A 24,906-nucleotide genomic window follows, 5' to 3' on the forward strand; every position below is an offset into this window, starting at 1 on the left:
GGGCCTATCCGCGCGATCTGCCGAGGCTCCAGGCCCTCTTGCCGACGGTGACGACGCCCGTCCTCGTGATCTCCGGCAAGGACGACCCCATCGTGCCGCCGGCCAACGGCGAGCTTCTGGCGCGAAACCTTCCCCATGCCGCCCACCGGGTATTCCATGCCGGCCATTTCGTCTGGGAGGATGATGCCGCGGGCTATATGGATGCCGTTTCGGCCTGGGTCACGGGCGGCTATCGTCAGGTCTGACCGCCGCCCGAGGCTTCCCGTGTGTCGGCGGTGAGTTCCCCGTAGAGCCCGCGCGTGCCCCAGTCCTCTTCCTGGCCCCGGTGCGAGCGCTCATTTTCAAGATCTGCGGCAAGGAGCTGGGCCAGGGTCGATGCGGCGGCCTTCGACGCCTGCAGGAACCCATTCTCGTCTGCACTCGATGGCCGGCTCCGACCAAAGAGCGAGCGGTCGTGCATTCGAAACAAGGCTGCAGACCGATGCGCCCGGTGAGCGCGAAAACCGAAACGGATCAAGGCTTCCTTCCCGATCGAAAGACTGGATTCATAGGTCTCGCTCTCGACGTGATCCGCTCCAAGGCGCARCAGCTCGTAGGCATGGCGCCGATCCCACGCACGCGAGAGGATCACGAGGTGCGGAAACGACGTCCGAGCCGTTTCGACCAGATGGCTGATCTGCTCGCGCTCGTCGATGGCGACGATGAGGATCTTTGCCGTTTCCGCTCCCGCGGCGCGAAGAAGGTCGAGCCGGGTTGCATCCCCGAAATTCACGCGCTGATCGAAGCGGCGCAGGATTTCGATCTGGGTCAGGCTCGTGTCCATGATCGAGATCCGCAGGCCGTTGGCCTGCAGCAACCGGCCCGCGATCTGCCCGAAACGGCCGAACCCGGCGACGATGACATCGACGCGATCCTCGAATTGGACGTCTGGCGCGGCCTGCTGCGACGGAGCGATCCGGCGACGGATGATGCGGTCCAGCAAGAGCATCAGCAGCGGCGACAGCAGCATCGAGATGGCAACGGCGGCAGGCAGCAGGCGCGACAGCTGCTCGGGCAGCAGCGCAAACTGCTTGGCGAAGCCGATGAAGACGAAGATGAACTCCCCGCCTTGCGCGAGCAGGACAGCCAGCGAAATCGCCTCGATGGGACGGAAACGGAAGGCGCGGGAGGCCGCGTACATCGCGAGCGTCTTGGCGAGCATCAGGCCCACCGCGATCGCGATGACGGAAAGCGGCTGGCTTCGCAGCAGTTGGAGATCGAGTCCCGCTCCGACCGTGATGAAGAACAGCCCCAGCAGCAAGCCGCGAAACGGATCGATGTCGCTCTCGATTTCCTGCCGAAACTCGGTTTCGCTGAGGACAACCCCGGCGATGAAGGCACCCAGAGCCGGCGACAGACCGACGACGGTCATCAGAGCCGCCACGCCGACGACGAGCATCAATGCCGCTGCGGTGAAGACCTCGCGCGAATGCGTTGCCGCGATAAATCGGAACAGAGGCCTGACGGCGAACCGGGCTGCGAGGACGACGAAGACTACTGCCACCAAGGCCTCGGCGCCGCGCAGCCAGGCGGCCGGATTGCCCTCCGCTGCCGCAGATGCGTTCGACGCCAGCAGCGGAACGACGAGGAACAGCGGGATGATGGAGAGATCCTGAAACAGCAGCACACCGAAGCAGGCACGGCCGATGGTCCCCGACCGCTGCCCCTTCTCTTCCAGTGTGGCCATGACGAGCGCGGTCGAACTCATCGCGAGGATGAGAGAAAGCGTCACCGAGACCGCGAAGGAGAGCCCCAGCATCATGGCTATGGGCGTGATCACCACCGACACGGCGAGCATCTGTGCCATGCCGAGCCCGAAGATTAGTCCCTTCATCTGCCACAGCAGCGCAGGGCGAACCTCCATGCCGATGAGAAACAACAGGATGACGATGCCGAATTCGGCGACATGGCTGACGGCGGCAATATCGCCCGTCAAGGAGAGCAGGCCCGGGCCGATCACGGCGCCTGCGATGATGTAGCCGAGAACGGATCCGAGCCCCAAACGCTTGGCCAGAGGGACGGCGATGACGCCGGCAAGCAGATAGACGAAGGTCCGGACCAGGATTTCGCCGGTGCTCATATGACGGTCTCCCGCATCAGATTGTCGAGATAGCGCCTATATCCCTGCGCTGCCTGCTCCAGCTGCTCTCCACGCAACCGAGGGGCGTCATGGAGCAGATGGGGCGCGGCCCAGTGCATCTGGCAGAGCGCCGCTGTCCGCTCCAGCGGCCGCAGGAATTCCTCCACCCTGTAACCGTTGCGACCGTCCTCGCGGTAGCTCCGCTCATCGCCGCCGGTGGAGGCCGCACAGAACAAGGTCTTGCCGGCAAGGCGCGGCGCGCTGCCGCCATAGGCGAAGCCGTGAAGCCAGACGAGGTCGAACCACTCTTTGAGGACAGCCGGCACCGAATACCAGAACAGCGGGAACTGGATCCCGATCACCTTGTGGCGCAGCAGCCTTTCCTGCTCCGCAGCGACGTCGATCTGATAGTCTGGATAGGCTTGGTAGAGATCGTGGATCTCGATCCTGGGCTGCTCGGCCGCCGTTTTCGCCAGGCGGGCGTTCACGACGCTGCGGTCGAGCCGCGGGTGAGCGATGACAAGCAGGCCAGTCGGCTCGACCGGGTTCGTCTCCTCTGCGACCGGGCTCAAGATCATGTGGTCTGCTGAGTTTTGCATCGTCGTCGGGGCGTTTGATCTGGAGGAGGACGTCGCGGCGGTCAGCGCGTGGCCGACGGAGCCGGTGGGGCTGGCAGCAGCCTTCCCCTGACTAGGAGCCAGAGTGTCCGCAGAACGATCGCGCCCATCGCGATCGAGACGAATGCAAACACGACGGGCGCCAGGACGGAGACCGGACCTGCATCGCCGCGGCCGACGAGTTTGACCATCGCCGTTGCCAGCGCGGTGAGCCCGAAGGTGAAAGCCCAGACCGAGGCTGTGACACCGGCAGCGAAGATCCACCGTGCCAGCCGCGCGAGCAGCAGGAGCTGCAGCAAGCCGTAGCCGATCAGGCCGTAGACGACGATATCAGGCGGGCCGCTCGTGACGCTTAGATAGGCCGCGGCGCCGACCGTAGGCGGAGCCAGCTGGATGCCCAGCACCGGCCGCAGCGGCGGCGGCATCTCCGGCGCTGTGTAGAGCCTGTGGAGCAGAACGGATTCGATCGCCAACCAGCTCAGGAGGCCAGCCCCGAAGGCGAGGCGGCCCCAGTCTCCGAGCCCGAATGTCGTCAGGCCGATCGCGGTGACATAGGAACCTGCGACCGTCGGCAGATAGAGGACTGGCGTCGTCGCGGCCAGATCGCGCGTGCCCTGCCAGAGGATGCCGGTGCGCCACAGGGCGAAGACCAGAGTGAAGGTCAATCCCGCCGCAAAAAGCGCCACCGCGACGGGGCTGGAATAGGGGTTGGCGGCAATCGCAACCAGCATCGTCGCAACTCCGACCAGCCCGATGAAGCAGCACTGGACCGGGTGGTTCGCCTCCCCGATGGCTTCGCTGCGAGCCGCCAGCCATTTGGCGGCGAAGAGGACAAGGAGAACGGCCCAGACGAAACCGCCTGCCAGCATCAGGGCCTCGCCGATCGCAGCCGGCAGCCCCCAGACCTCATGCGCCGCCCGCCAGCTATTGCCCCACCCGATCAGCCCCAGGACCATGCCGAAGAAGGAGGCGGGGATGGCGAGGGGTTTGCTCATGGATCTGTCCATCCGGGTTGGGCTTTGGGTTGTTCGGCTAGGTGGCTTAATGAGACGCGCGCCTCCGCGAGCGAGGAATATCTCCGCATCTCATCGGCCCGGTCGGGACATGGCGGACCTTAGCGGCAAACCCAGCAGGACCGCAGGACGAAGACGAGGCAATTCGGGACGTGGGCGCGAAACATCCCTGCGCGGGACGTCCCGATTGCCTGTCTTTGCACCACAGACGCGCTCGTGGCTCTCGAAGGGATTTGTCCGAAATCGCCTCGTCTTCGTCCTGCGCGCTGGCCCCGCCCCCTTTAAGGTTCATGCTTCATTCGCGCAGTGGGAAGCGGTCATGACAAGCATCAAGGTCAACGGGGCTGCATATGAGGTCGATGCGGAAGCGGAGACGCCCTTGCTTTGGGTTCTGCGCGATACGTTGGGATTGACCGGGACGAAATACGGCTGCGGCATCGCCCAATGCGGCGCCTGCACTGTACTAATGGACGGTCAGGCCGTCCGGTCCTGCCAGATGCCGCTCGACAGCGTCGGCACCGCGGAAATCCGCACGATCGAGGCGATCGAGCAGGATCCTGTCGGCCATAAGGTCGTCGAGGCATGGGTGGCGCAGCAGGTGCCGCAATGCGGCTATTGCCAGTCGGGACAGGTCATGGCCGCGACCGCGCTACTCAAGCAGACGCCGAAGCCGAGCGATGCGGACATCCAGGACGCCATGACCAATCTCTGCCGTTGCGGGACCTACAATCGGATCGCAGCGGCGATCCATCAGGCCGCTGGTTGAGGAGGGATCGACATGAACATGCTCGCAGCGATCAAGTCCACCAACGCAACTGCGCTGATCCCCGTCGAAGGCGTCGCCAATCTCTCTCGCCGGGGCGTTCTCGGTGGCGCGGCCTCGCTGGTGCTGGGCGCTCTGCTGCCCGCCATCCCAGCGCGCGCCCAGACCGCTCAGGCGGTCAAGCCGGGCACACGCGTTGCCGCCTTCCTGGTCATCGGCAAGGACAACAGCTTCAAGATCCTCAGCCCCTTCGTCGAAGGCGGTCAGGGCATCAACACCGGCATGGCGCAGACGATCGGCGAGGAGCTCGACGTCAACCCGGCCCGCTTCGAGGTGGAATGCGCGCCACCCGGACCCGACTACGCCGTCATCGACGGATTGCGGATGACGGGCGGCAGCTTCTCGACGCGCTCAAGCTACATGCCGATGCGCCGGCTCGGCGCCAGCGCGCGCGAAATGCTCATTCGGACAGCCGCGGCGCGCCTGAAGGTCAAGCCCGACAGTCTCACGACCGAAGACGGCCATGTCGTTCACGCGGCATCCCGTCGGCGCGTAGCCTATGGCGAACTCGCCGAGGAGGCCTTGAAGCTCACCCCCGCCGCCGAGGTGAAGCTGCGCGACCCCGCAACCTTCCGCTGGCTGCGAAAGCCCGTACCCCGGCTCGACGTTCGTGAGAAATCGACCGGAAAAGCGATCTACGCGATCGACCAGAAAGTCGACGGCATGCTCTACGCGGCCGTGCAGCATGCGCCGCATCTCGGCACGAACCCGACCGGGATCGCGAATGAAGACACGCTCAAGGCCATGCCGGGAGTCCATGGCGTGCACCGCTTGCCCGGCGCGGTCGCYGTCACCGCAAACAGCTGGTACCGGGCTCGCAAGGCGGTCGAGGCGGCGGACGTGACCTGGTCCGCGCCGCCTGCGAGTGGCTTCGACGCCGTCGCGGCGGACTACTCTTCGGCGGGCCTGCTATCCAAGCTCAAAGGCAACACCGCCCAGGCCGTCTCGGCCGAAAAGGAGGGCGATGTTGCGGCAGCCTTCGCCAAGGCCGTTAAGACCGTAGAGGCCGAGTACGATGCGCCATACCTCGCTCATGGCCAGCTCGAACCGCCCTCGTCGATCGCGCGCTTCAACGCGGATGGTTCGCTGGAGCTCTGGCTTCCCAACCAGATGCCCGAGCTGTTCCAGTCGGTCGCGGCTCAGGCGGCCGGACTGCCGCCGGAGAAGGTGATCCTGCATTCGCCGATGCTCGGCGGGTTCTTCGGGCGCCATTTCGTCTATGGGCCCGGCAATCCCTTCCAGCAGGCGATCCTATTGGCGAAGGAAACCGGCAAGCCGGTCAAGCTGCTCTGGTCCCGCGAGGAGGAGTTCAAGCGCGACGCGCTGCGCCCGTTGAGCTTCAGCCGCTTCCGGGCCGCGATTGGCCCCGATGGAAAGCCGACCGCCATCCAGGTCCGTACCGTTGGAGAAGGACCGCTGGGACGCTATTTCGGCGCCGGCGCGAAGGGCGGGGTCGACAGCTCCGCGGTCGAGGGCATCGTCGAGAAGCCCTATGCCATCGCGTCCCGCAGCATGGAGTATGTCCGCTTCCCCCATCCCGTGACGATCGCCTTCTGGCGTTCGGTCGGTCACTCGATGAACGATTACTTCTACGAGGGCTTCTTCGACGAGATGGCCGATGCCGGGAAACAGGACCCCTTCCAGCTCCGCATGGAATTGCTGAAGGACAAGCCACGCCATCGGAAGCTGCTGGAGACGGTGGCCGCGATCTCGGGCGGTTGGAAGCGCGGCCCCTATGATGCGGAGGGCGGCAAGCGGGCGCGCGGCGTAGCCATGGCCTCGCCCTTCGGCTCGGAAACAGCGACGATCGCCGAGGTCTCGCTCGAAGCGGGCGAGGTCAAGGTTCACAACCTCTGGATCGCATTCGATCCCGGCAGCATCGTCAACCCCGCGATCGTGAAGTCGCAGGTCGAGTCGGCGGCAGCGCTAGGGCTCTCCGCCACGCTGTTCGAGGAACTCGTCTATGATGGGGGCCTACGCCAGTCTCACAATTTCGATGACTATCCGATCCTGTCCCGAGCCGCGATGCCTCAGGTTCATGTCGAGATCGTCGAGAGCGGAGCGCCGATGGGCGGCGTCGGGGAGCCTGGACTGCCCGGCGTTCCCCCGGCAGTGGTCAACGCGGTTGCCGCCCTGACCGGCCGGCACATCCGAAGCCTGCCTCTGTCGAAGGCGAAATTCGGAAGCTGAGCCGGAGGAGAGAACTCTCTTCGCCGTCGCGGCCCCTGTTCGAGATCAAGCATAGCGAACATCGATAAGGGCGCGCGCCGGTGATGCGATGATATCGCTGCGATCCTGTGTGTTCGGGACCGCGATCGCCATGGTCGTCCCGGGAACCGCCTTCGCAGGTCCCCCGAGATAGGTGTCGAGCTGCTCCTCGGTCCAGGTCAGGCCGGAGCCCGTCATCGCCTTCGAGTAACGAAAACCGGGAGCGCTCGCCGCCGGGCGACCGACGACGCCGGCGAGTCCGGGTCCGATCTTGTTCTGGCTCCCGGCCGCATGGCAGGCGGAGCAGCGGGAGAACAACGTCTTTCCCTTTGCCGCGTCGCCCTCCGCATGCGCGAGACCGGCACTCCCCACAAGGCAGGCGATCAGCAGAAGTCGTTTTCCCAGCATCATGACTCATCCCTCTCTCAAAGACCGGCCACTGCGGCCGCGATCCGGATGCGGATGAGGTTAGGCGGCAGCCGAATGCAGCCCGAGGACGAAAACACGCTGTTTCGGGACGCAAAGATATTCCATCACCGGCTTGAAGCTGGGTGAGGCCACCGCGCTCTGGCCGCCACCGGCGATCCGAGCGAAGCAGGTTACGCTTGCGGCGCTCAGCCTGAGTGAGGGCGTGGATCTGACCGACGTGAAGGCGAGGATGACTGCTCCGTTGATGGCAATGTCCTCGGCCGCCCTTTTTACAGCGGTAAGATCCCTCCAAGCTCAGTTGAGAGCGCGACGTGCGTCCAGATAGGCGATGACATCAACGAGCCCGGCCACGGTCTGCAGCTTCTCGATCGGCCGGGCATTGAGGGGGATGTTCGCGCTGGCAAGCCAGCTTGCGGCGATCTCATCGTCACCGCCGACAATTGCATCGAGCGAGCGAAACAACTGCACGAAAAGGACGGCAAGCTCGAACGGCTTTGTGCCAGGCTCAAGTGCAGAGCCGCCGCGCCTGATGCGCGAGATTGTAACCTCACTGACGCCGATGATCGCGGCAAGCGTCTCGGAGCTGATCTTGAGCTGGTCCGCTGCCCGAATAGCGGCTTTGGTGACGACCGCGCCCGATTCAGCAGATGAAACAGGGAAATGTTGACCTGGCACGACAATTCCTTTTCTCGGATAAGGACGACGGCGCCCGTTAGCGTAAGAGAGACAACCCCGAGCGGCGCGGGCCTAGCCGGGCCAAGGCCAGTATCATTGCCCGAACCTAGACCTCGACGATACAGTCGATCCGGAAACCCGGGTTCTCTCTTAATCCATCGCGCGGGTAACCGGCCTGGTTGGCAAACACCCGCGTTTGCCCGACTAGGTAATCGTGAGAGCCGTGATCGTGCCCATGGATCCACAACTCCGGCCTGGTGGCCTCGATCAGCCAACCGAGATTCGACACGAATGCCGGAGACAGTGATCCACCCTGATGTCGCGGCTGCACCGAGCCTGGATGCGGCGCATGGTGGGTTACGACCACAGTGGGCCCGCCGTGCTGCCGCTCGAGTTCCTGCCTCAGATAATCGCGGTCTTTGCGATGTTCGGCGGCCGCGTGCCACGGCATGAACCGGGCATGGTGGCCACTGTCCTCTCGATATCGGATCAGGCGGTGGTCGTTCATCTCGTCCCCAGCCGTGATCATTGATGGCTTCGGAGTGCCTAGCAACCGGTAGTCGGTCCAGAGGATCGCACCGACAAAGCGGACCCCGTCGATGACAACGGCGCGCCTGTTCAGCAGCAGGATCCCTGCTTCGTCAGCGGCCGCCTGCCCTTTGGCGAGCTCGGACTTCATTTCATGATTGTAGAATTCGYGGTTGCCGGGGGACGTAGACGATCGGTCGACCTTTCAGCGCGCCGGTGTCGCGCTCTTGCGCGAGCCATTCGACCGCGGCGGTGACCGGCTGATGGATGTCGCCAGCGAAGACCGCGGCGTCGAATCCGGCAGGTCGGCGGGGAATGCGAACGGCCCGAACTCCAGATGGATGTCCGACATGACAAGCAGACGCATCCGAAGACCTTCGTAGCAGGAGGAACGCGTCACGCTCGGCGGCGCAACCGCCCTGAGGCGATGTATGCAGGCAGGAAGGAGCGAAGCGGCCCCAATGACCAGTCAGCAGGTTAGATGCTGGCGTTGGCTGAGACTGTCAGTAGCAATTCGTGGTTGGGGGAGCGCCAGAACGCGTACCGCGCGGCGAGAGGCAAGCGGCTAAACGCCCGAAATAGCCGGTATCGCCATCGCCTGCGCGAGCAATAATACTGCGAATTTGATATCGGAATTGTAATATTCGCAAATAAAAAACCGGCGTGCTGAATTTAAATCGCGCACAATTACCCCCGCGAATTTCCGCCGCACCGCGGGGGACCGCATAACATTACACTCAAACAGAGTCAAGATACCTACGATCGATTCCTTGATCTGGGAAATTTTGAACAATCTCAGAATGTTGCAGCTAGAATCGAACCCAACCGCTCGACTTCGAACCCCTAGCACCGCGGCTCAAAGCGGTAGCGCGGCAAGCTGAGCTTGAGGGTCCACCGCTCGAAAGAATCGACTCGACGGGAGGCCGCTACTTGCTGATCCTGATTTCGCGAGCCGCGCAATTCAGCTTCCAAGCTCGCAAACAACAAAAAAGCGCCGGCGAAAGCCGACGCTTTTGCAATGAAGTTCGTTGGCGAGAGACCCTAGGAAAGTATCGAGCCCCCGAACTTCACCATCTCAAAGGCTGGCGCCGATGAGCTCCGAACTCTCTTGCAACCTAGGTAACAGGTCAAGCGGTTTCGGCGCTTGCGGCCAAAAGGAGGTCGCGTGTCAAACTTGGAGTTTCGAACAAGTCAGCTAGATGCTGACGAGCCCTGGGCCGTCCAGATCAAGTTCTGCGAGTTGCGATCGCTCGTCGCGATCGATTTAGCATCAGAGCGTTCGATCGCTGCGGTATCCGCCCCTACTCCACCCTCTGTCCAAGACTACGTCGCGTTGATTGCCGAGCTTCCTCCTAAGTTGGGCAATGCGCCAGCCGGCTCACTTTCGGGGCTTATCGTTCTGAAGCCGGACCTTGTGACGACCGATCCCAGAATAGCCGCGATCTGCCGCGTTCTGGGCATCGCCCGAATTTTCCAAGGAGCCGCCCGAACGGAGGCCGAGCGATTGGCCGTTGCCGTGCCCGGTTCTGAAGCGGAGGGCATCGCAATGTAAAACCGCGCCCAGAACGAAGAAAGCACTTCGACGGCAATCGAAGTGCTTTCCCGTAGAAATCCTTCGCTCCTAGCGGCCTTCAGAACCTCGGAGCGATTCCCATACCCGGCGACAGCCGACTTGGTCATTCGTGTGTACCTGCGAGCGCGAGCGCGTGCAAGCAGTTTCGCACGAATACTGAGATCGCGGTGGCGCGCCTACCGAACGAATAGATCTCATGAACCCAATTGTTGAAATTGCCCCCTCGCCGGCGCCGATCGTCTATTTGCCAGGCGAATCTCGATCCTCGCGCAACGTTCACTCGAAAAGCCGTGGCGCCTGCCGGCCCAGCATCATTGCAGGCAGCGTCCCCTACGAGCTGATGTGTGAGAGCGGCTTGGAGCGCGACGTCGCCCTCGTCCTCTCGACCTGTCCAGATATTGCGGACATCGTCGAGCAGCCGCCCGCGATAGACTGGACCGACGCCGCAGGAACGAGGCGGCGATACACGTTCGACTTCCTGCTAACCCTCCTGTCCGGCTGCAAGATAGCTGTAGCCGTGAAGCCGTGGGAAAAGGCGCAGCGCGAAGGTCTCGATCATAAGCTGAGGTCCATGGCCCTGCAGCTTCCAGGCGGGTTCGCCGACTACGTTAAGCTGATCACCGACCGGGACATCTCGCTAGACCTGGTACACAACGCCAAGTTGATCCGCCTGTCTCGTCGAACCTCCAATCCGGTCCATGATGCGGCGGTTTCAACTCTTCTCGCCAAGACCCCTCAATCCACCGTTGGGCAAATCGTCCAAGCCAGCAAACTCGAGGGTGAAGGCTTCCAAGCGGTCATCCGCCTGATTGCTAGCGGCAAGGCTCGCCTCCTCAACGACGAGCGGATTAGCTACGCCGCTCGGATCGGTCTGGTCACCGCCTCGAATGACGAGGAGCTTGCGTGATGTCGACCGAATTCACACCCCGCTTCAACCTCGCATTCCAGGATCGCCTGGTCATCGACAACATCGCGTACAAGCGCAGGTCTCGGCTTGCACACGGCTATGTCCTTGAACGCGTCGAAGATCCGGACGTCGTCCAGAAGTTCACCGATCGCGAGCTGTTTGAAGCCTCTCTGAAGGAGGGCTTTCGTTTCGATCGAGGAGCGTTCTCCCAAAGCAAGGCCTTTGCTACGAGCCAATCGTTCGATGAATTCATCGGCTCGCTTCCTCACAGGGAGCAGGAAAAAATCCTGTGGCGAGCAGAGTTTTGCCGCGAGCTCGAGAAGTTGCGGGTCGAACGCAAGACAACGTTGTCCGATTCTGCGCTTAAGCGCATCGCACCGGAAATCGTGCAGAAGCTGCATGAGACGCAGCTGAAGCGATCCGCAAAACGAAACGCCGAGGGCGTCGCAATTCGCCTCCAGGCGGGCGATCAACTTCCGGGCATGCCAAAGCCACCAAGCCCCCGAACAGCGCGCAAGTGGCGATCGTGGTACATCGAAGGAGGTCAGCGGGCGATTGCGCTCCGCCATCGCCGGATCAATAGCGGCAATCGGGTGACGGAACGGCTCAGGCTCGAAGAGCGCAAGCTCCTCCTTGAGTTCGCCCATCGGTATATGAGCGAGACCAGGCCGACGATCCGGGACGTTCATCGCCTGATGAAGGCCCATATCGATCTTGAGAACGTAAAGCGGCTCGCGGCCGGAGAACTCGCTCTACGTGTCCCGAGCTACCAACGCCTCGCGCAGGAGATCCGCTCGTTTCCCGAGTTCGACACGTACGCTTGTCGACACGGCTTGGACGCCGCGAAAAGGCGTTTTCCCGCAGTCCTCAATGGCGTCGATGTCGAGCGGCCGCTGCAGCGTGTGGAACTCGATGAATGGCGGATCAACCTTCAGGCGCTGTGCGCCGATCTTGGGATCCTCGACAAGCTCTCCGACAGGCTTCGTTCAGAGATCGCATCTGTACGACCGTGGCTCTGCGCCGCCCTCGACTGCGCAACGCGAGTGGTCCTCGGCTTCAAGATCGGGCTGACCCCGACCACCGACTTGGCGATCGATACGCTCGAAATGGTCGTCTCACCAAAGGCCCCTTACGCCTTAGCAGCGGGAGCCCTATCGCGGGAAGATTTCTACGGGAGCCCCGAAACTATCGTGACCGATCAGGGGGCTGCCTTCATGTCGCTTCGCTTCCGCCGCGCCGTCATCGATCTTGGCGCAGACGCGGAGGCACCGCCCGCCGGAATCCCGGCGCTGAGAGGCCGCGTCGAACGCTTCTTCAAGACGGCTGGGACGCAGGCCCTGAGTCCGTTCACCGGAAGGACATTCGAATCGATAGCAGCAAAGGGTGACTATGATCCGATCGCTCGCATCAGCCTAACGCTGCCGGAACTCTGCGATGTCATCACCCGCTGGGTCCTCGATATCTATCACAACAGCCCGCACTCCGGGCTTGGCGGTGAGACGCCAGCCAATTGTTGGAAGCGACTGGTCAAGACCTACGGGATCACCCCTCCTCCGGACCGTCATACCCGCCGCGTCGTGTTTGGCGCTGAATCCCAATGCTGCCTGACGCCTCGTGGCGTCAGGGTTCTTGGGCTGCATTTCAACTCGCTCGAGCTGCAGGAGCTCCATCGGAAACACGGAGGTATCAGGCTTCCGGTCCGCCTCGATCATATGGACCTGTCGCATGTCTCTGTCCGACTCCACGATGGCGGGTGGTTGGTGGTACCTAATAGCCGGCCCTGCTTCGACGGCGTCTCGCTCGACATCTGGCTCGCGGCCGAGGCCGACTTGCGTCGTCGCTTCAAGGCTCAAACCGAGCTCGACGACCAGATTGTCGCGCAAGCGGTCAAGGACGCCTGGGATTTGGCTAGGGCTGCCGGCGAGAGGGCTTCCATTCTTTCGACACGCCCGACTCCGGAACAGTTGGCACACACCGAGAAAGAGATCGGCTTCGGGTTCAAGCGTGCTGTGCAACTGCCGCCCGACACGAAACCGATCAATCAGGATCTCACGAGCGGTGCAATTCCGGCTGCGAACCATGCGGTCGCGAACAGCCCTACCCCGGATCAGCCGACGCCCCCTCCGCGCCGCTTCACCATCACGGACTGATGCCATGTCTATCGAATCCGATTTCCACGTTATCGACCTGCTCCGGTCGTCTCTCTCCGAGCCACAGCGCCGTCTGCTTGACGTGCGGGAGCGCCTGAAAGGCCGGTACATCCAGACGGATTGGGACGATGATCTCCGTGCCAAGTTCGACACGCTTCTCAGATCTGTTCTCTCGCGCAGAATCGTGGCGGGATGGCCTCTTCCCGAAACACGGCTTGAAGCAAGATGCCTCGTCGTGACCGGCGAGGCGGGAACTGGCAAGACGGAGTCTCTCGACCGGCTTTTTCGGACGCATCCGGTTCTCCAACCCCGGGGAGAGCAACGCTCCCCCCTCATTCGCGTGACCGTGCCGGCTCCCTGTACGTTAAAGACGCTCGGGCGGGAGCTGTTGAGAGCACTTGGCTATCCGCTGTCCCGGGAACTGGCGGACCACATCATCTGGGCTCGTATCCATGAGTTGCTGCCTGCCGCCGGCGTCCTGCTCATCCATCTCGACGAGATGCATAATCTGACAGACGGCGCGAACTCGCTGCAGCTGGACAATATCCGCAAGGCCCTCAAGGGGCTCATGGTCTCACCTGACTGGCCGGTTGGACTAATCATCTCGGGTTTGCCCGGTCTCGTCCCTGAGATGCGACGCGTCGACGAGATCCGCAGGCGTGGCCAATTCGTCTCGGTCCCTCTGCTGCAATTGCCCCGCGATTTGGACATGATTGAAGGCCTCATCCTTGGCTTGGCAGAAGTTGCGAACGTCGAAATTAGCAACGCACAGCCGACAGAGATCGCCCCTCGCCTCATCCATGCCGCGCTTTACCGCCTAGGCGTCGCCATCGAACTCATCCACGAGGCGATCGAACATGCCCTTGCGGAGAAAAAGCCTCTGGGGACAGAGCAGTTCGCGACCGCCTTCACCGATCGAACTGGATGCGCCTCCCCGATGAACCCTTTCATCGCGTCGGGTTGGGCAGAACTCGATTGCACGCTCGTGCTTGCCAATGAGCCTCCGGTCGACCCGGAGTGGCAGCCCTTGTCCAAAGCCCGCCGCGGACGCGGCAGCAAGAAGGGCGGCCGGTCATGACATCTCTGTATCCGACGTTGAAGCCGCGAACGGGCGAGTCTCCGGCGAGCCTTGTTTCGCGTCTCGCGCTGCTCCATCGGTCGCAGAGCGTCCGCGTCTTCTCCCTCGATATGGGCTTCCAGCAGCAGGAAATAGTCGACGGCGACCCAGGAGCACTGGCGCGCCTAGCCCATCTCGTTGATGAAACTCCTGCCGTGATCTCACGATGGGCGATCATCCGCCATGAGGGGCACTACGAGTATCGCGGCCAGACCTTCTCCAGATCATCCCTTCGGCGGGCGCGCCAAATGGCCTGCCCACGCTGCCTGACGGAAGATCTCGAGACCGGCCCCTCCTGGAACGTGAGCGCACGCGCCGACTGGCTTTTTCAGCACTCACGCATCTGCATGGTTCACCACGTCGAACTCGTGTGCGTTGCTCATACCGACGATCCCTCGCTGGTGCACGACTTCGCGCGAAGCGCGGCTGCTGCGATCCCCCGTATGGTGCAACTGGCCGCCGAAGCCGTTAGCCGCACCCCGACGCGCTTTGAGCACTATGTGCAGCATAGGCTGGACGGGCGCGCCGGGAGCCCCTGGCTGGACTCTCTGCCCTGCTACGTTGCGATTAAGACCTGTGAAGTCGTCGGCGCGGTCATCCAGAGGGGCCGACACGTCACGCTGAAAGAACTGAGCGATGAAGACTGGCGCAGCGCAGGAGAAGCTGGATTCGACCTGGCCATTGGCGGGCCCAAGCGCGTCAGGGAGCTTCTGCATGATCTCTGGACGGCRCATGTCGGTTCGCATGGGCACAGTGCAGGGCCGCAAGCATGGTTCGGTCGGCTCTTCAAATGGCTGTATTCGCTTCGGGAAGACCCGAATTACGACTGCATCCGCAACCTCATCATTGACTTCGTTGCGGATACGGCCCCCGTAAGTCCTGAGGATCTTCTTTTCGGCAAGCAGATCGTGACGGAGCGGCGCCTCCATTCGGTCTCCACGGCAAGCAGCGCAACCGGGCTTCACCGTAAGCGTCTCCGGCGCGTGCTTCGCGCATCCGGCATCCTAACCGCCAGGTCCGATCACCTCACGGATAACGTGGCAACGTTCTCGTCTGAGGCTGCCGTGCCGGTCCTCGACAAACTTCAGAACGCACTTACTCAGAAGCAGGTCGAGACCAACCTGAACTCTGGTCGCGTACACACGAAACTGCTGGTTGATCATGGCTTCATTCAGCCAATGGAAGGCCATGAACGGCTCGAGCTTGGCGATCAGTGCTACGACCGTCGCGAGCTCGACGAATTTAAGATGCGGCTATTCACCAACGTCGTTTGGGTCAAAGAACCAGAGTGGCCCCAGATGACGATCGCCGCTGCCGCGAAACGTACCTGCTGCTCAGCAATGGAGATTGTAAGACTAATCCTGGACCGCCGGCTCCGTTGGGTCGGTTCATGGACCGCTACGACCGGTTTCCCGTCTCTGTTGGTCGATGTCACCGAGGTGAAAAGACTCATACGCAGTGAAGACAGCGATCATCTTACGATGGGCCAAGCGGCAGACATGCTCGGCACAACAGATCGGGTTCTGAGCGCACTCGTCGAGAGTAAGGCGCTATCGAGCGAGAGGCGCATAAGTCCCAAAAACCGCTGTCCCTACGTCGCCGTCCCTCGAAAAGCCGCCGAAGCGTTCAAGGCTCAGTTCGCATCACTCCATGAACTCGCGCGCGGCCGCTCCAAGCACATGCCGATCCTGAAACGAGAATTGGCGTCGAGGGGCATCGAACCGGCTTTGACGCATAAACAGGTCATGGCTTCGTTCTATCGGCGGTCTGAAATTCCTCCGGATCTCTAGGTTCCCGCCCCTTTCGGCTGAGAAGAGCCTGGCTCCTTTGGCCGGGCTCTTTTTTTTGCTCTGACGCGGTCCGTACGCACAATTATGCGGAAGTACTATCCCTCAATTTGCGGAACTTAGCCTGCAGAAGTCCCTCGTCGCCGTTGAATGATTTCAAGATCTTATGTCATTGCCTGCGGAAACATTATGCCTGCCTCCTCAGATTGTGAAGAGAGAGGCATAACCTTGCCTTGATTTTAGAAAAAGTTCCGCAATCAGATTTGCGCCGCCCGGCCATCAAGCCGGGCGGCGCTTTGCTTTTCAGCCGATCAGAAAGGGCACTCGGCGTCGCTGGCTTCCAACGGCCGGAACGCGGCGCGCCGGCCGGCATCCGTCAGGCCTGAGCTAAATGTGAGGTCGAAGACGATGACATCGCAATCGCCGAAGCATACCGTTCTCATGTCGATACACAGGCACGAGAGGCTAAAATGTCTGCTTCCAGCGCTCCACGAAGGCCGACAGCCGGATAGCCGGAACTGGCCCTTACCGGACTCTGCCAGCGTCAGGTTTCGGGCGTTCTAGCTCAGAGACCGGGCCGCGCTGTCGGATATGAATCGGTGGTGACGTTATTCATCGCCGTCTCGACACAAGTCATATGAATCCCAAGGTTTGAGAGCAGGCCCCTAGCTGCAACTGAGAGTCGCAGCGCGACATAATTTGGGGGAAGATTCAGTAGTCGCCGCGACGATTTCCGCCCGCCTCTGGCAACGATCCTCAGGATCGGAAGTCAGCCCGCCGCGGCAGCTTCCCGGAAGCGGTTGACGAAATCTTCAAGAGTGGCGCGATCCGTGTCCGAGATCGCCCAATAAGTGAATGCCCCGTCGGCCCAGCGGATCAGGGAAAAGCCGCCGGCGGCCCGCTCGGCCCCAGCCGGTATGGAGGCGGTTCTGCCGTCCTGTGGTGCGGCCACGAGGGTGATCAGATGCTCACGGTGCTTATAGACGAGAGCCGGAACCGGCTTGTCCGCGATCACCTCGACACGGCCGCCCAGGAGCGAAAAGCCATCCTTTGCGAGGTCGGGCGCCGCGGGCGACAGGCCGATGCGGGCGTCGAGCCAAGGCTTGACCGTATGTCGGTCCGACGAGGCGACATCCACCGGGCTTGCGGCCAGCAGGCTGCGGCGATGGCTGCTGGCGACGGCGGCAGCGAAGCTGTCCGGCGCGTTGCGTGTCATCGCCCATTGGGTCAGCCCGCTCGTCAGAACAGCGGTGACGAGGATCGAGGCCGCCATGGCACGCCAGCCAAGCCAAGCGGAGTGGGCAGATGCTGGCCGTGCCGCCGCCTGGGGGGCAACGCCCAGCGCAGCGATGCGGGCCTGGAACGCATCGCTGACGCCGGGGCGAGGCAGGTTGCGAACAGCAGTTTGCAGGGCGGCAATGCGAGCGTGCTCGGCCGCGAGCGCCGGATCATCCGCCAGTCGTCGCTCCAGAGCCAAGGTCGTGGCGGCGTCGAGCTCGCCATCGACCAGGGCATGAAGCAGCAACTGAAGGTCCGCAGGATCCGACGGCAATTCCATATTTTCTCTCATCGGCTCCCCCCGAGCTGCGCCGCAAGCAGTGCGCGCGCCCGCGACAGCCGCGACATCACGGTGCCCAGCGGCACATGGAGCATCGCCGCGATCTCCCGGTAGGCGAGGCCGTTGACGTCCCGCAGCACGAGAACCTCGCGAAACGGGTGCGGCAGCAGCGTGATCGCAGTTTCAAGCGCGGCCGCGTCCGCCTTGGCGATCAAGGCCGCCTCCGGCGTGCCGGCATCCGTGTCGGCGTTGGCGGCCAATGCGTCGAGATCGGCGAGGTCGCCGACGGCGACGATGCGGCGCGGGTGATTTCGCGCGAGCCAGGCATAGGAGGCATTGCGCACGATCGTCAGCAGCCAGGCACGCGCATTACCGCCCGCATAGGTAGCCAGTCCCTTATAGGCCTTCAGGCAAGCCTCCTGCACCACGTCCTCAGCGTCATCGGCATTGCCGGTCAACCAGCGGGCAAGCGCCAGCGCATCGGAGAGATGGGGAAGAACCACCTCGCTGAAGCGTTCCGCCGAGGTCTTGCCGGTCAACACCGCGACATCATCCGCTTCTCCGGGCACAACGCATCTCACGGAGTGACGGTGATGGTACCTTGCATATGCGGATGAAGCGCGCAGAAATACGGAAAATCACCCGGTTTCGTGAAGGTAAAGACGTAGGAATCCCCGGTGTCGAGCGCCTTGGACCGGAACGAGCCGTCATTCGCCACGACGACATGGGGAATGTCGTCGTCGTTCTGGAAGGTCACAGTCGCCCCGGCCTTCACCGTGAGCACCCCGGGGGCAAAGGTGAAGTTGTCGATCTTGACGCGCGCGGCATCCGCGGCCCGCAGAGGGGCCTGCGCCATAAAGACGATGCCGAGACAGACAAGGGCGCAGGCAAGCGGTCGGGGGCTGACGTTTATGCGGATCATGGGAGGCATCCTTCTATGCGCCGCGCGGTTCAGGGGCCTGAGAGGGTGCTGTCGATGATCGCGAGCTCCTCCTTGCCTCGCTTCACCGCGACCTGGGTGATGCCGAGAAGAGAGCGCAACTGGCCGGCCGGCACGGTCATCGGCCCCGGTGATGGCGCGGTGCCGGGTGCAGGCTGCGGGAAAGCGGTCGAAAGGGCCGTGTGGAAAGTAACGTTGCCYTCCACCTTCTGCATGATCTGGTGRATGTGGCCGTTGAGSAYGGTGACCGAGCCGAAGSGCTTGAGCAGAGCCAACGCCTGCGCCGCATCGTCGGTGCCCCAGCCCCATTCCGGGTAGACCGCCCAGAGCGGGATATGGGCGAAGACGACGATCGGCGTCGAGGCGCCGACGGCTTTGAKGTCGTCGGCCAGCCAAGCGAGCTGGTCTGCCCCGAGATTGCCGAGGCCCCCGGCCTTGAGATTGACGACATTGACCAGGCCGATGAAATGCACGCCGTTCTGGTCGAAGGAATACCAGCCCGCGCCCTTGGTGCCCGCGCCGTAGCGGTCGAGATAGGCGCGGCCGTTGTTCTCGTCGATGATGTCGTGCTCTCCGGGCACATAATGCACGTCGTATCCGGCGCTGCCGATGATCTGCCCGGCTGTGTCGAACTGCGCAGCCGTGGACAGATGGGTGATGTCGCCGGTGTGGATCATGAAGGAGGGCTTTTCGGGCAAGGCTCGAACCTTGCCGACGGCTTCCTTCAACGTGTCGATGGCGTGCGGGTTGGCTGCCTTGTCGAAACCGATATGGCTGTCCGAGATCTGCAGGAACGTAAACCCCGTCGCCGCCTCGGCTGCGCTGGCCTCGCCGAGCAGGCCGAGCGACACGGGCACGCCGCCCGAAACCGTCCAGAGGACGCCGGTACCCGCCCAGATCATGCACTCGAGGGCGTGCCGGCGGTCGATACGCTCGTCATCGTTGCGGTGCTGGGTCATGTCGATCTCCTGCGTCGCCACCAGTGGCAGATGCTGAGGAGATCGGCAGAGCGGCGGGTTTATTCCCGTCCGTGCCGCATCACATGTTCACAGGGGCGTGATGAAGCCAGCTTGCGGTCGTGTCGTTGCGGCGTTCCGGAGGTCCGTTCTTGGGCGCTGCGCCGGTTTCCGCTTTTGAAAACTATGAACTTGGCGCTGGGCTGAATGATTGAGCCTCAGAGCCGGAGCTGCTTCTCGAAGAAATTCTTCTAGCATTTGCGCGCTGCCGCGGTTGGCCCCGGCCGCCTGCGTCTGCATTGACATAGCGCGGATCCAGTTCGGTGCCGACCAAGCCCGCTAGGGCGACCGCCATCTGGCCCTTGAGGACGATTGTCATGAAATTATACCAGATGTCGCTGGCAGCGGCCGGCGGATACGCCCTTGGGCGTGCTATCGTCGCTGCCCGGCCCGACCCTGACAACCAGATTGTCAATATCGTCAGCGTCCGTCTTGCCCCAGAGCCCTAGCGTCCGCTTTTGGGCAAGGCGCAAAGGTCAGCTAGTGGCCCTCAGCGGACTCTGCCAACGTCCACTCCCGGGGCGTTTCAGTTCGGCACCCAGTAGGAGAGCCGGTTTTAGCCCTTGGCTGACATCTGGAATGTCAGCCCTTGGCTGACATCTGGAATGTCCGTTATCAGGCGGTGGGCCATCCGATCCATGGTTACGACTGCGTGAGCGTTGCCTTGCGATTGGGCTACGGTCCGCGCGAGCATCGACATTAGACTTCTGGTCTCTCAAGAATTCGGCATGCGAATTCGTCAAGCTGCACGGACCATCGCGCGCGGGCTGGCCACATGCTCTTTGAGCACCGTTTCCAAGGAATCGACCTCCTGAAGCCGCACATCGTAGCTCCACAGATCCGCGATAGACTGTAGCACCTGCGCAGCGGCCTTATCCTGGAGCAGGCAGCCGTTCACGACGCTGTGGCGCAGGAGCAGGCGCCGATCGCCGGCGAGGTCGACATCGACGATCTCAATATTGGGATCGGTCCAGCTGACATCGTATTCGCGGGCGAGCTGGCGCCGAATGCGGCGATAGCCGCGCTCGTCATGGATCGCCGAGATCACCACGCCCTCGGTTTGAGCCGGGTCGTCGCAAAGGCTGAACACCCGCATCTGCCGCATTAAATGCGGGCTGAGGAACTGGCTGATGAAGCTCTCGTCGCGGTAGTTTGCCCAGACGTCGCGCAGGACGGCCATCGCGTCGCCGCTCCCGGCAATCTCCGGAAACCACTCGCGATCCTCCTGCTCGGGCGCGGTGACGATCCTCTCGATGTCCTGCATCATCGCGAAGCCGAGCGCGTAGGGGTTGAAGCCCGGGAATCTCGGATCGTCATAGGCCGGCTGGAACACGACGTTGGAATGCGACCTGAGGAACTCGAGGAAGTTCCCGTCGCTGATTGCCCCGAGCTCATGGAGCCGCGTCATGATGCGGTAGTGGACATAGGTCGCGGTGCCCTCGTTCATCACCTTGGTTTGGCGCTGAGGGTGAAAATACTGCGCGATTTGGCGAACGATCCTCAGGATTTCGCGCTGCCAAGCATGCAGCCGCGGAGCCGATTTTTCTAGGAAGTACAGAAGGTTATCCTGCGGCAGGCCGAGCGCGGTGCGCCGTCGCTCGAGACTGATATTGGAGATGCTCTTGCTCGGGCCCGCCGGCACGGTACGCCAGAGGTCGTTGAAGATCTGCTCCTCATGGGCGCGGCGGTCCCGCTCGCGCTGTTCCTCTTGGCGCAGGTCGAGCTTGCTCTTGCCGGGATGGCGGTGGACGCCGTGGGACATCAGGGCATGGGCCGCGTCCAGCGTCCGCTCGACGGCGACCTGACCGTAGCGCTCCTCGCAACGCGCGATATAGCCTTTGGCGAAGTCGAGATAGTCGAGAATACCCTCGGCGTCGGTCCAGGTCTTGAACAGGTAGTTGTTCTTGAAGAAGTGGTTATGGCCGAAGGCGGCATGCGCGATGACGAGCGTCTGCATCGTCGCCGTGTTCTCCTCCATCAGGTAGGAGACGCAGGGCGAACTGTTGATAACGATCTCGTAGGCGAGATCCCTCAGTCCCTTGCGGTACAACGCCTCGTGATGGGCGAAATGTTTGCCGAACGACCAGTGCTTGTAGAACAGCGGCATGCCGGTCGACGAATAGGCGTCGAGCATCTGCTCGGCCGTAATCACCTCAATCTGGTTGGGGTAGACGTCAAGGCCGAGCTCGCCGAGCGCGATCTGCTCGCAGGCGTCGTGGATGCGCTGCAGCGTGGCGAAGTTCCAGTCCGCCCCGTCGAAGAGCCGCTCCATCGGGGCAACGCTCATGACGCGACCCTTTCGCGTCCCTGGCCGCGTTGAAAGAGCTCGCGAAAGACCGGGAAGATCTCGCCGCGATGGCCGACCCTGCGGATCGAGAGCGGCGCGCCCTCCATGCGCAGCTTGTCGTAGAGCTTCCACAAGGCAGATTGGGACGAAGACCCGCGATCGGCGTCGCCGACCTCCAGATAGGCGAAATACTGGCTGACCGGCAGGATCGCCTCCGTCAGCAAGCGCTCGGTGGCCGCCTCGTCTGAATAGGAATTGTCGCCGTCCGATGCCTGAGCCGCGTAAATGTTCCAGTCCTCCGGCGAATAGCGCTTCGCGATGACCGAGCGCATCGCCTCGAGCGCGCTCGAGACCAGCGTTCCGCCGGTCGCGGGGCTGTGGAAGAACGTGTTCTCGTCGACCTCCTCGGCCCGGTCGGTATGGCGGATGAAGACAAGGTCGACATGGCGGTAGCGCTGCGACAGGAAGATGTAGAGCAGCATGTAGAACCGCTTGGCGAGATCCTTCATGTGCTCCGTCATGGAGCTGGACACATCCATCAGGCAAAACATCACGGCCTGCGCGACCGGCTTCGGCTCGTTCTCGTAGCGGCGGTAGCGGACATCGACGGGGTCGATATAGGGAATGCGCCGCACCTTGGCTTCGAGCGCCTTGACCTTGTCTTCGAGCACCAGGCGCAACCCGTCCTCTTCACAGGCGGCGATCTCCGCCTCCAGCCGCGCGATCGCCTCGGGGTTCGGGCGGCGAAGCGCCATCCGGCGCATCATCGCAAGCCGCGTCGTGCGGTTGACCGCGATATTGGCCGGCGAGCCCGAGACCGAGTAGCCGGCGCGAACGGGGCTTTCATGCTCGGTCTCGGTGAGCCGCCGCTTGGCGAGATCGGGCAGTTCGAGATCGTCGAGGAAGACGTTGAGAAACTCCTCGCGGGTCAGGACGAAGCGGAAGGCGTCCTCGCCTGTTCCCTCGCCGGCCTTGTCGGGCTTGCCGCTGCCGCCTCCTCCCGAGCGCGGCAGCACATCGCCTTCGATGAAGGTCTTGTTGCCGGGCAGCACACGGTCATGCGTGCCCCCGCTCCCCCGACGAAGGCTTGGCTCCTCCATCCCGTCCAGCGGGATGCTGACTTCTCCGCCGTCCAGCACGTCCCGGATATTGCGGCTCTGCAGCGACTGCTTCACCGCCTGTTGTACGACGCCCTTGGCCCGGCGCAGAAAACGCTGACGATTCTCGAGAGCCTTGCCGCGTGGGTTCAGGCGTCGGTCGACAATGTTCATGATGGCTCCCGCGCCTGGCTCAGCCAGCCTGCTTCACGCGCATGTACCATTCGATCAAACGCCGGACCTGGCGTTCGGTATAACCACGCTCCACCATGCGCGAGACGAACTCGCCATGTTTCTTCTCGCTCTCGCCGTCCTTCTTCGAGCCGAAGGAGATGACCGGCAGCAGGTCCTCGACCTGTGAGAACATCCGCTTCTCGATGACTTCGCGGATCTTCTCATAGCCGGTCCAGGATGGATTCTTGCCGCCATTGCTCGCCCGCGAGCGCAGGCAGAACTTGACGATCTCGTTGCGGAAATCCTTCGGATTGGCGATTCCCGCCGGCTTCTCGATCTTGGTCAGCTCCTGGTTGAGGAGTTCGCGGTCGAGCAACTGGCCGGTGTCGGAATCCTTGAAGTCGACATCCTCGATCCAGGCGTCGGCATAGTCGACATAGCGGTCGAACAGGTTCTGCCCGTAATCCGCATAGGATTCGAGATAGGCTTTCTGAACCTCGTGCCCGATGAACTCCGCATAGCGCGGAGCAAGCTCGGCCTTGATGAATTCGAGATAGCGCTTCTCGGTCTCGTCGGGCAGTTGCTCGCGGCGGATGGCCTGTTCCAGCACATACATCAGATGCACCGGATCGGCGCCGAGCTCGATCGTGTCGTGGTTGAAGGTTGCCGCCAGGACCTTGAAGGCAAAGCGCGTCGAGATGCCGTCCATGCCTTCGTCCATGCCGGCGGCGTCACGATATTCCTGGACGCTGCGGGCTTTCGGGTCGGTCTCCCGCAGGCTCTCGCCGTCATAGGCGCGCATCTTGGCGAACAAGGTCGAGTTCTCGTGGTTGCGCAGCCGCGAGAGAACCGAGAACCGCGCGAGCATCGAGAGAGTTCCTGGCGCGCAAGGCGCTTTGCTGAGCGCCGAGCCCTCGATCAGCTTCTCATAGATCTTCTGCTCTTCGGTCGGCCGCAGGCAGTAGGGCACCTTGATGACGCAGATCCGGTCGATGAAGGCCTCGTTGTTCTTGTTGCTCTTGAAGCTCTGCCATTCCGCCTCGTTGGAGTGGGCGAGGATGACGCCGGAGAAGGGAATGGCGCCGATGTTCTCGGTGCCGATGTAGTTGCCCTCCTGCGTCGCCGTCAGCAGGGGATGCAGCATTTTGATCGGCGCCTTGAACATCTCGACGAATTCGAGAACGCCCTGGTTGGCGCGGTTGAGGCCGCCCGAATAGCTGTAGGCGTCGGGGTCGTTCTGGGAGAAGTTCTCGAGCTTGCGGATATCGACCTTGCCGACGAGCGACGAGATGTCCTGGTTGTTCTCGTCGCCGGGCTCGGTCTTGGCGATGGCGATCTGGCGCAGGCGCGAGGGCTGCAGCTTGACGACCTGGAAGCGGGAAATATCGCCGCCGAACGTCTCGAGCCGCTTGAGGCACCAGGGGCTCATCAGGCCCGTCAATCGCCGCTGCGGGATGCCATAGCGCTGTTCGAGGATGGGCCCCATCGTCCCGGGGTCGAAGAGGTTCAGGGGACTTTCGAAGACCGGGCTGATCTCGTCGCCGGCCTTCAGCACATAGATGGGATGGACCTCCATCAATGATTTGAGCCGTTCGGCGAGGGACGACTTGCCGCCGCCGACCGGGCCGAGCAGATAGAGGATCTGCTTGCGTTCCTCCAGGCCCTGCGCGGCGTGACGGAAGAAGGAGACGATACGCTCGATCGTCTCTTCCATGCCGTAGAAGCCGGCAAAGGCCGGATAGGTCCGGATGGTTCGGTTCAAAAAAATACGGCCAAGGCGAGGATCCTTGGCCGTATCGATCATCTGAGGCTCGCCAATGGCCGCCAGCAGGCGTTCCGCTGCGTTAGCGTATAGCATCGGATCGCCTCTGCAGGCTTCCAAGTAGTC

20 protein-coding genes are annotated in these 24,906 nt (G+C 62.6%); 7 read left to right on the forward strand and 13 right to left on the reverse strand.

Annotation, left to right across the window (positions count from 1 at the left end; all coding sequences use genetic code 11):
- The coding region (locus tag AB4Y99_RS13260; protein WP_441523642.1) for an alpha/beta fold hydrolase at window positions 1–245 on the forward strand (245 nt) is incomplete at its 5' end.
- Here the strand turns inward: AB4Y99_RS13260 and AB4Y99_RS13265 are convergent.
- The 3 genes from AB4Y99_RS13265 to tehA form a co-directional block, all read right to left on the reverse strand.
- On the reverse strand, window positions 236–2,119 hold the full coding sequence (locus AB4Y99_RS13265; RefSeq protein ID WP_441470819.1) for a cation:proton antiporter domain-containing protein: 1,884 nt from the start codon (window positions 2,117–2,119) through the stop codon (window positions 236–238). The genes AB4Y99_RS13260 and AB4Y99_RS13265 overlap by 10 nt on opposite strands.
- Entirely contained in the window at window positions 2,116–2,697 is a 582-nt protein-coding gene (locus tag AB4Y99_RS13270) for an NAD(P)H-dependent oxidoreductase (protein ID WP_441470818.1), read from the reverse strand. Before AB4Y99_RS13270 ends, AB4Y99_RS13265 begins: the two co-directional genes overlap by 4 nt.
- 62 nt (window positions 2,698–2,759) lie before the next feature.
- The gene (gene tehA / locus AB4Y99_RS13275) at window positions 2,760–3,731 is read right to left on the reverse strand and encodes a dicarboxylate transporter/tellurite-resistance protein TehA (RefSeq protein WP_441470817.1); all 972 of its coding nucleotides are present in this window, start codon (window positions 3,729–3,731) and stop codon (window positions 2,760–2,762) included.
- Window positions 3,732–4,068: 337 nt separating this feature from the next.
- Here tehA and AB4Y99_RS13280 point away from each other — a divergent pair, with 337 nt between their 5' ends.
- Together AB4Y99_RS13280 and AB4Y99_RS13285 are read left to right on the forward strand one after the other, a co-directional pair.
- A complete protein-coding gene (locus AB4Y99_RS13280) occupies window positions 4,069–4,515 on the forward strand; it encodes a (2Fe-2S)-binding protein (protein ID WP_441470816.1) in 447 nt (148 codons plus the stop codon).
- 12 nt (window positions 4,516–4,527) lie between these two features.
- Entirely contained in the window at window positions 4,528–6,762 is a 2,235-nt protein-coding gene (locus AB4Y99_RS13285; RefSeq protein WP_441513505.1) for a xanthine dehydrogenase family protein molybdopterin-binding subunit, read from the forward strand.
- Between the two features lie 45 nt (window positions 6,763–6,807).
- On the opposite strand, the gene AB4Y99_RS13290 is transcribed toward AB4Y99_RS13285, so the two are convergent.
- The 3 genes from AB4Y99_RS13290 to AB4Y99_RS13300 all read right to left on the reverse strand — a co-directional run bounded on the left by AB4Y99_RS13290 (window position 6,808) and on the right by AB4Y99_RS13300 (window position 8,563).
- Window positions 6,808–7,191, reverse strand: coding sequence for a c-type cytochrome (locus tag AB4Y99_RS13290; RefSeq protein WP_441523643.1), 384 nt, complete (start codon window positions 7,189–7,191; stop codon window positions 6,808–6,810).
- Window positions 7,192–7,503: 312 nt separating this feature from the next.
- Entirely contained in the window at window positions 7,504–7,884 is a 381-nt protein-coding gene (locus AB4Y99_RS13295) for an MbcA/ParS/Xre antitoxin family protein (protein WP_441470813.1), read from the reverse strand.
- 106 nt (window positions 7,885–7,990) lie between these two features.
- Entirely contained in the window at window positions 7,991–8,563 is a 573-nt protein-coding gene (locus AB4Y99_RS13300) for a metallophosphoesterase family protein (protein ID WP_441470812.1), read from the reverse strand.
- A 1,618-nt stretch (window positions 8,564–10,181) separates the two neighbouring features.
- On the opposite strand from AB4Y99_RS13300, the gene AB4Y99_RS13305 reads away from it, so the two are divergent.
- The 4 genes from AB4Y99_RS13305 to AB4Y99_RS13320 are packed head-to-tail and all read left to right on the forward strand — an operon-like array spanning window position 10,182 to window position 15,949.
- Entirely contained in the window at window positions 10,182–10,892 is a 711-nt protein-coding gene (locus AB4Y99_RS13305; protein ID WP_441470811.1) for a TnsA endonuclease N-terminal domain-containing protein, read from the forward strand.
- Window positions 10,892–13,042, forward strand: coding sequence for a hypothetical protein (locus tag AB4Y99_RS13310; protein WP_441523644.1), 2,151 nt, complete (start codon window positions 10,892–10,894; stop codon window positions 13,040–13,042). The genes AB4Y99_RS13305 and AB4Y99_RS13310 overlap by 1 nt, the downstream gene beginning before the upstream one ends.
- Before the next feature lie 4 nt (window positions 13,043–13,046).
- Entirely contained in the window at window positions 13,047–14,120 is a 1,074-nt protein-coding gene (locus tag AB4Y99_RS13315) for an ATP-binding protein (protein WP_441523645.1), read from the forward strand.
- A complete protein-coding gene (locus AB4Y99_RS13320) occupies window positions 14,117–15,949 on the forward strand; it encodes a TniQ family protein (RefSeq protein WP_441523646.1) in 1,833 nt (610 codons plus the stop codon). Before AB4Y99_RS13315 ends, AB4Y99_RS13320 begins: the two co-directional genes overlap by 4 nt.
- Window positions 15,950–16,715: 766 nt before the next feature.
- Here the strand turns inward: AB4Y99_RS13320 and AB4Y99_RS13325 are convergent.
- From AB4Y99_RS13325 to AB4Y99_RS13355, 7 genes are all read right to left on the reverse strand, one after another.
- Window positions 16,716–17,504, reverse strand: a complete 789-nt coding sequence (locus AB4Y99_RS13325; RefSeq protein WP_441523647.1) for an anti-sigma factor family protein — start codon at window positions 17,502–17,504, stop codon at window positions 16,716–16,718.
- Between the two features lie 8 nt (window positions 17,505–17,512).
- Window positions 17,513–18,043, reverse strand: coding sequence for a sigma-70 family RNA polymerase sigma factor (locus AB4Y99_RS13330; protein ID WP_441523652.1), 531 nt, complete (start codon window positions 18,041–18,043; stop codon window positions 17,513–17,515).
- A gap of 38 nt (window positions 18,044–18,081) precedes the next feature.
- Window positions 18,082–18,426 (reverse strand): cupredoxin domain-containing protein, encoded by a 345-nt coding sequence (locus AB4Y99_RS13335; RefSeq protein WP_441523648.1) that lies wholly within the window; start codon window positions 18,424–18,426, stop codon window positions 18,082–18,084.
- A 29-nt stretch (window positions 18,427–18,455) separates the two neighbouring features.
- Entirely contained in the window at window positions 18,456–19,403 is a 948-nt protein-coding gene (locus AB4Y99_RS13340) for a metallophosphoesterase family protein (RefSeq protein WP_441523649.1), read from the reverse strand.
- A gap of 796 nt (window positions 19,404–20,199) precedes the next feature.
- Window positions 20,200–21,747 carry a SpoVR family protein gene (locus AB4Y99_RS13345; RefSeq protein ID WP_038368613.1) on the reverse strand — a complete coding sequence of 516 codons (1,548 nt, stop codon included), beginning with the start codon at window positions 21,745–21,747 and terminating at the stop codon, window positions 20,200–20,202.
- A complete protein-coding gene (locus tag AB4Y99_RS13350; RefSeq protein WP_441523650.1) occupies window positions 21,744–23,018 on the reverse strand; it encodes a YeaH/YhbH family protein in 1,275 nt (424 codons plus the stop codon). The genes AB4Y99_RS13345 and AB4Y99_RS13350 overlap by 4 nt, the downstream gene beginning before the upstream one ends.
- 19 nt (window positions 23,019–23,037) lie before the next feature.
- The coding region (locus tag AB4Y99_RS13355; RefSeq protein WP_441523651.1) for a PrkA family serine protein kinase at window positions 23,038–24,906 on the reverse strand (1,869 nt) is incomplete at its 5' end.

Origin of the sequence: Allobosea sp. TAB14, from assembly GCF_052113865.1 — a bacterium.
Taxonomy (GTDB): Bacteria; Pseudomonadota; Alphaproteobacteria; order Rhizobiales; family Beijerinckiaceae; genus Allobosea; species Allobosea spartocytisi.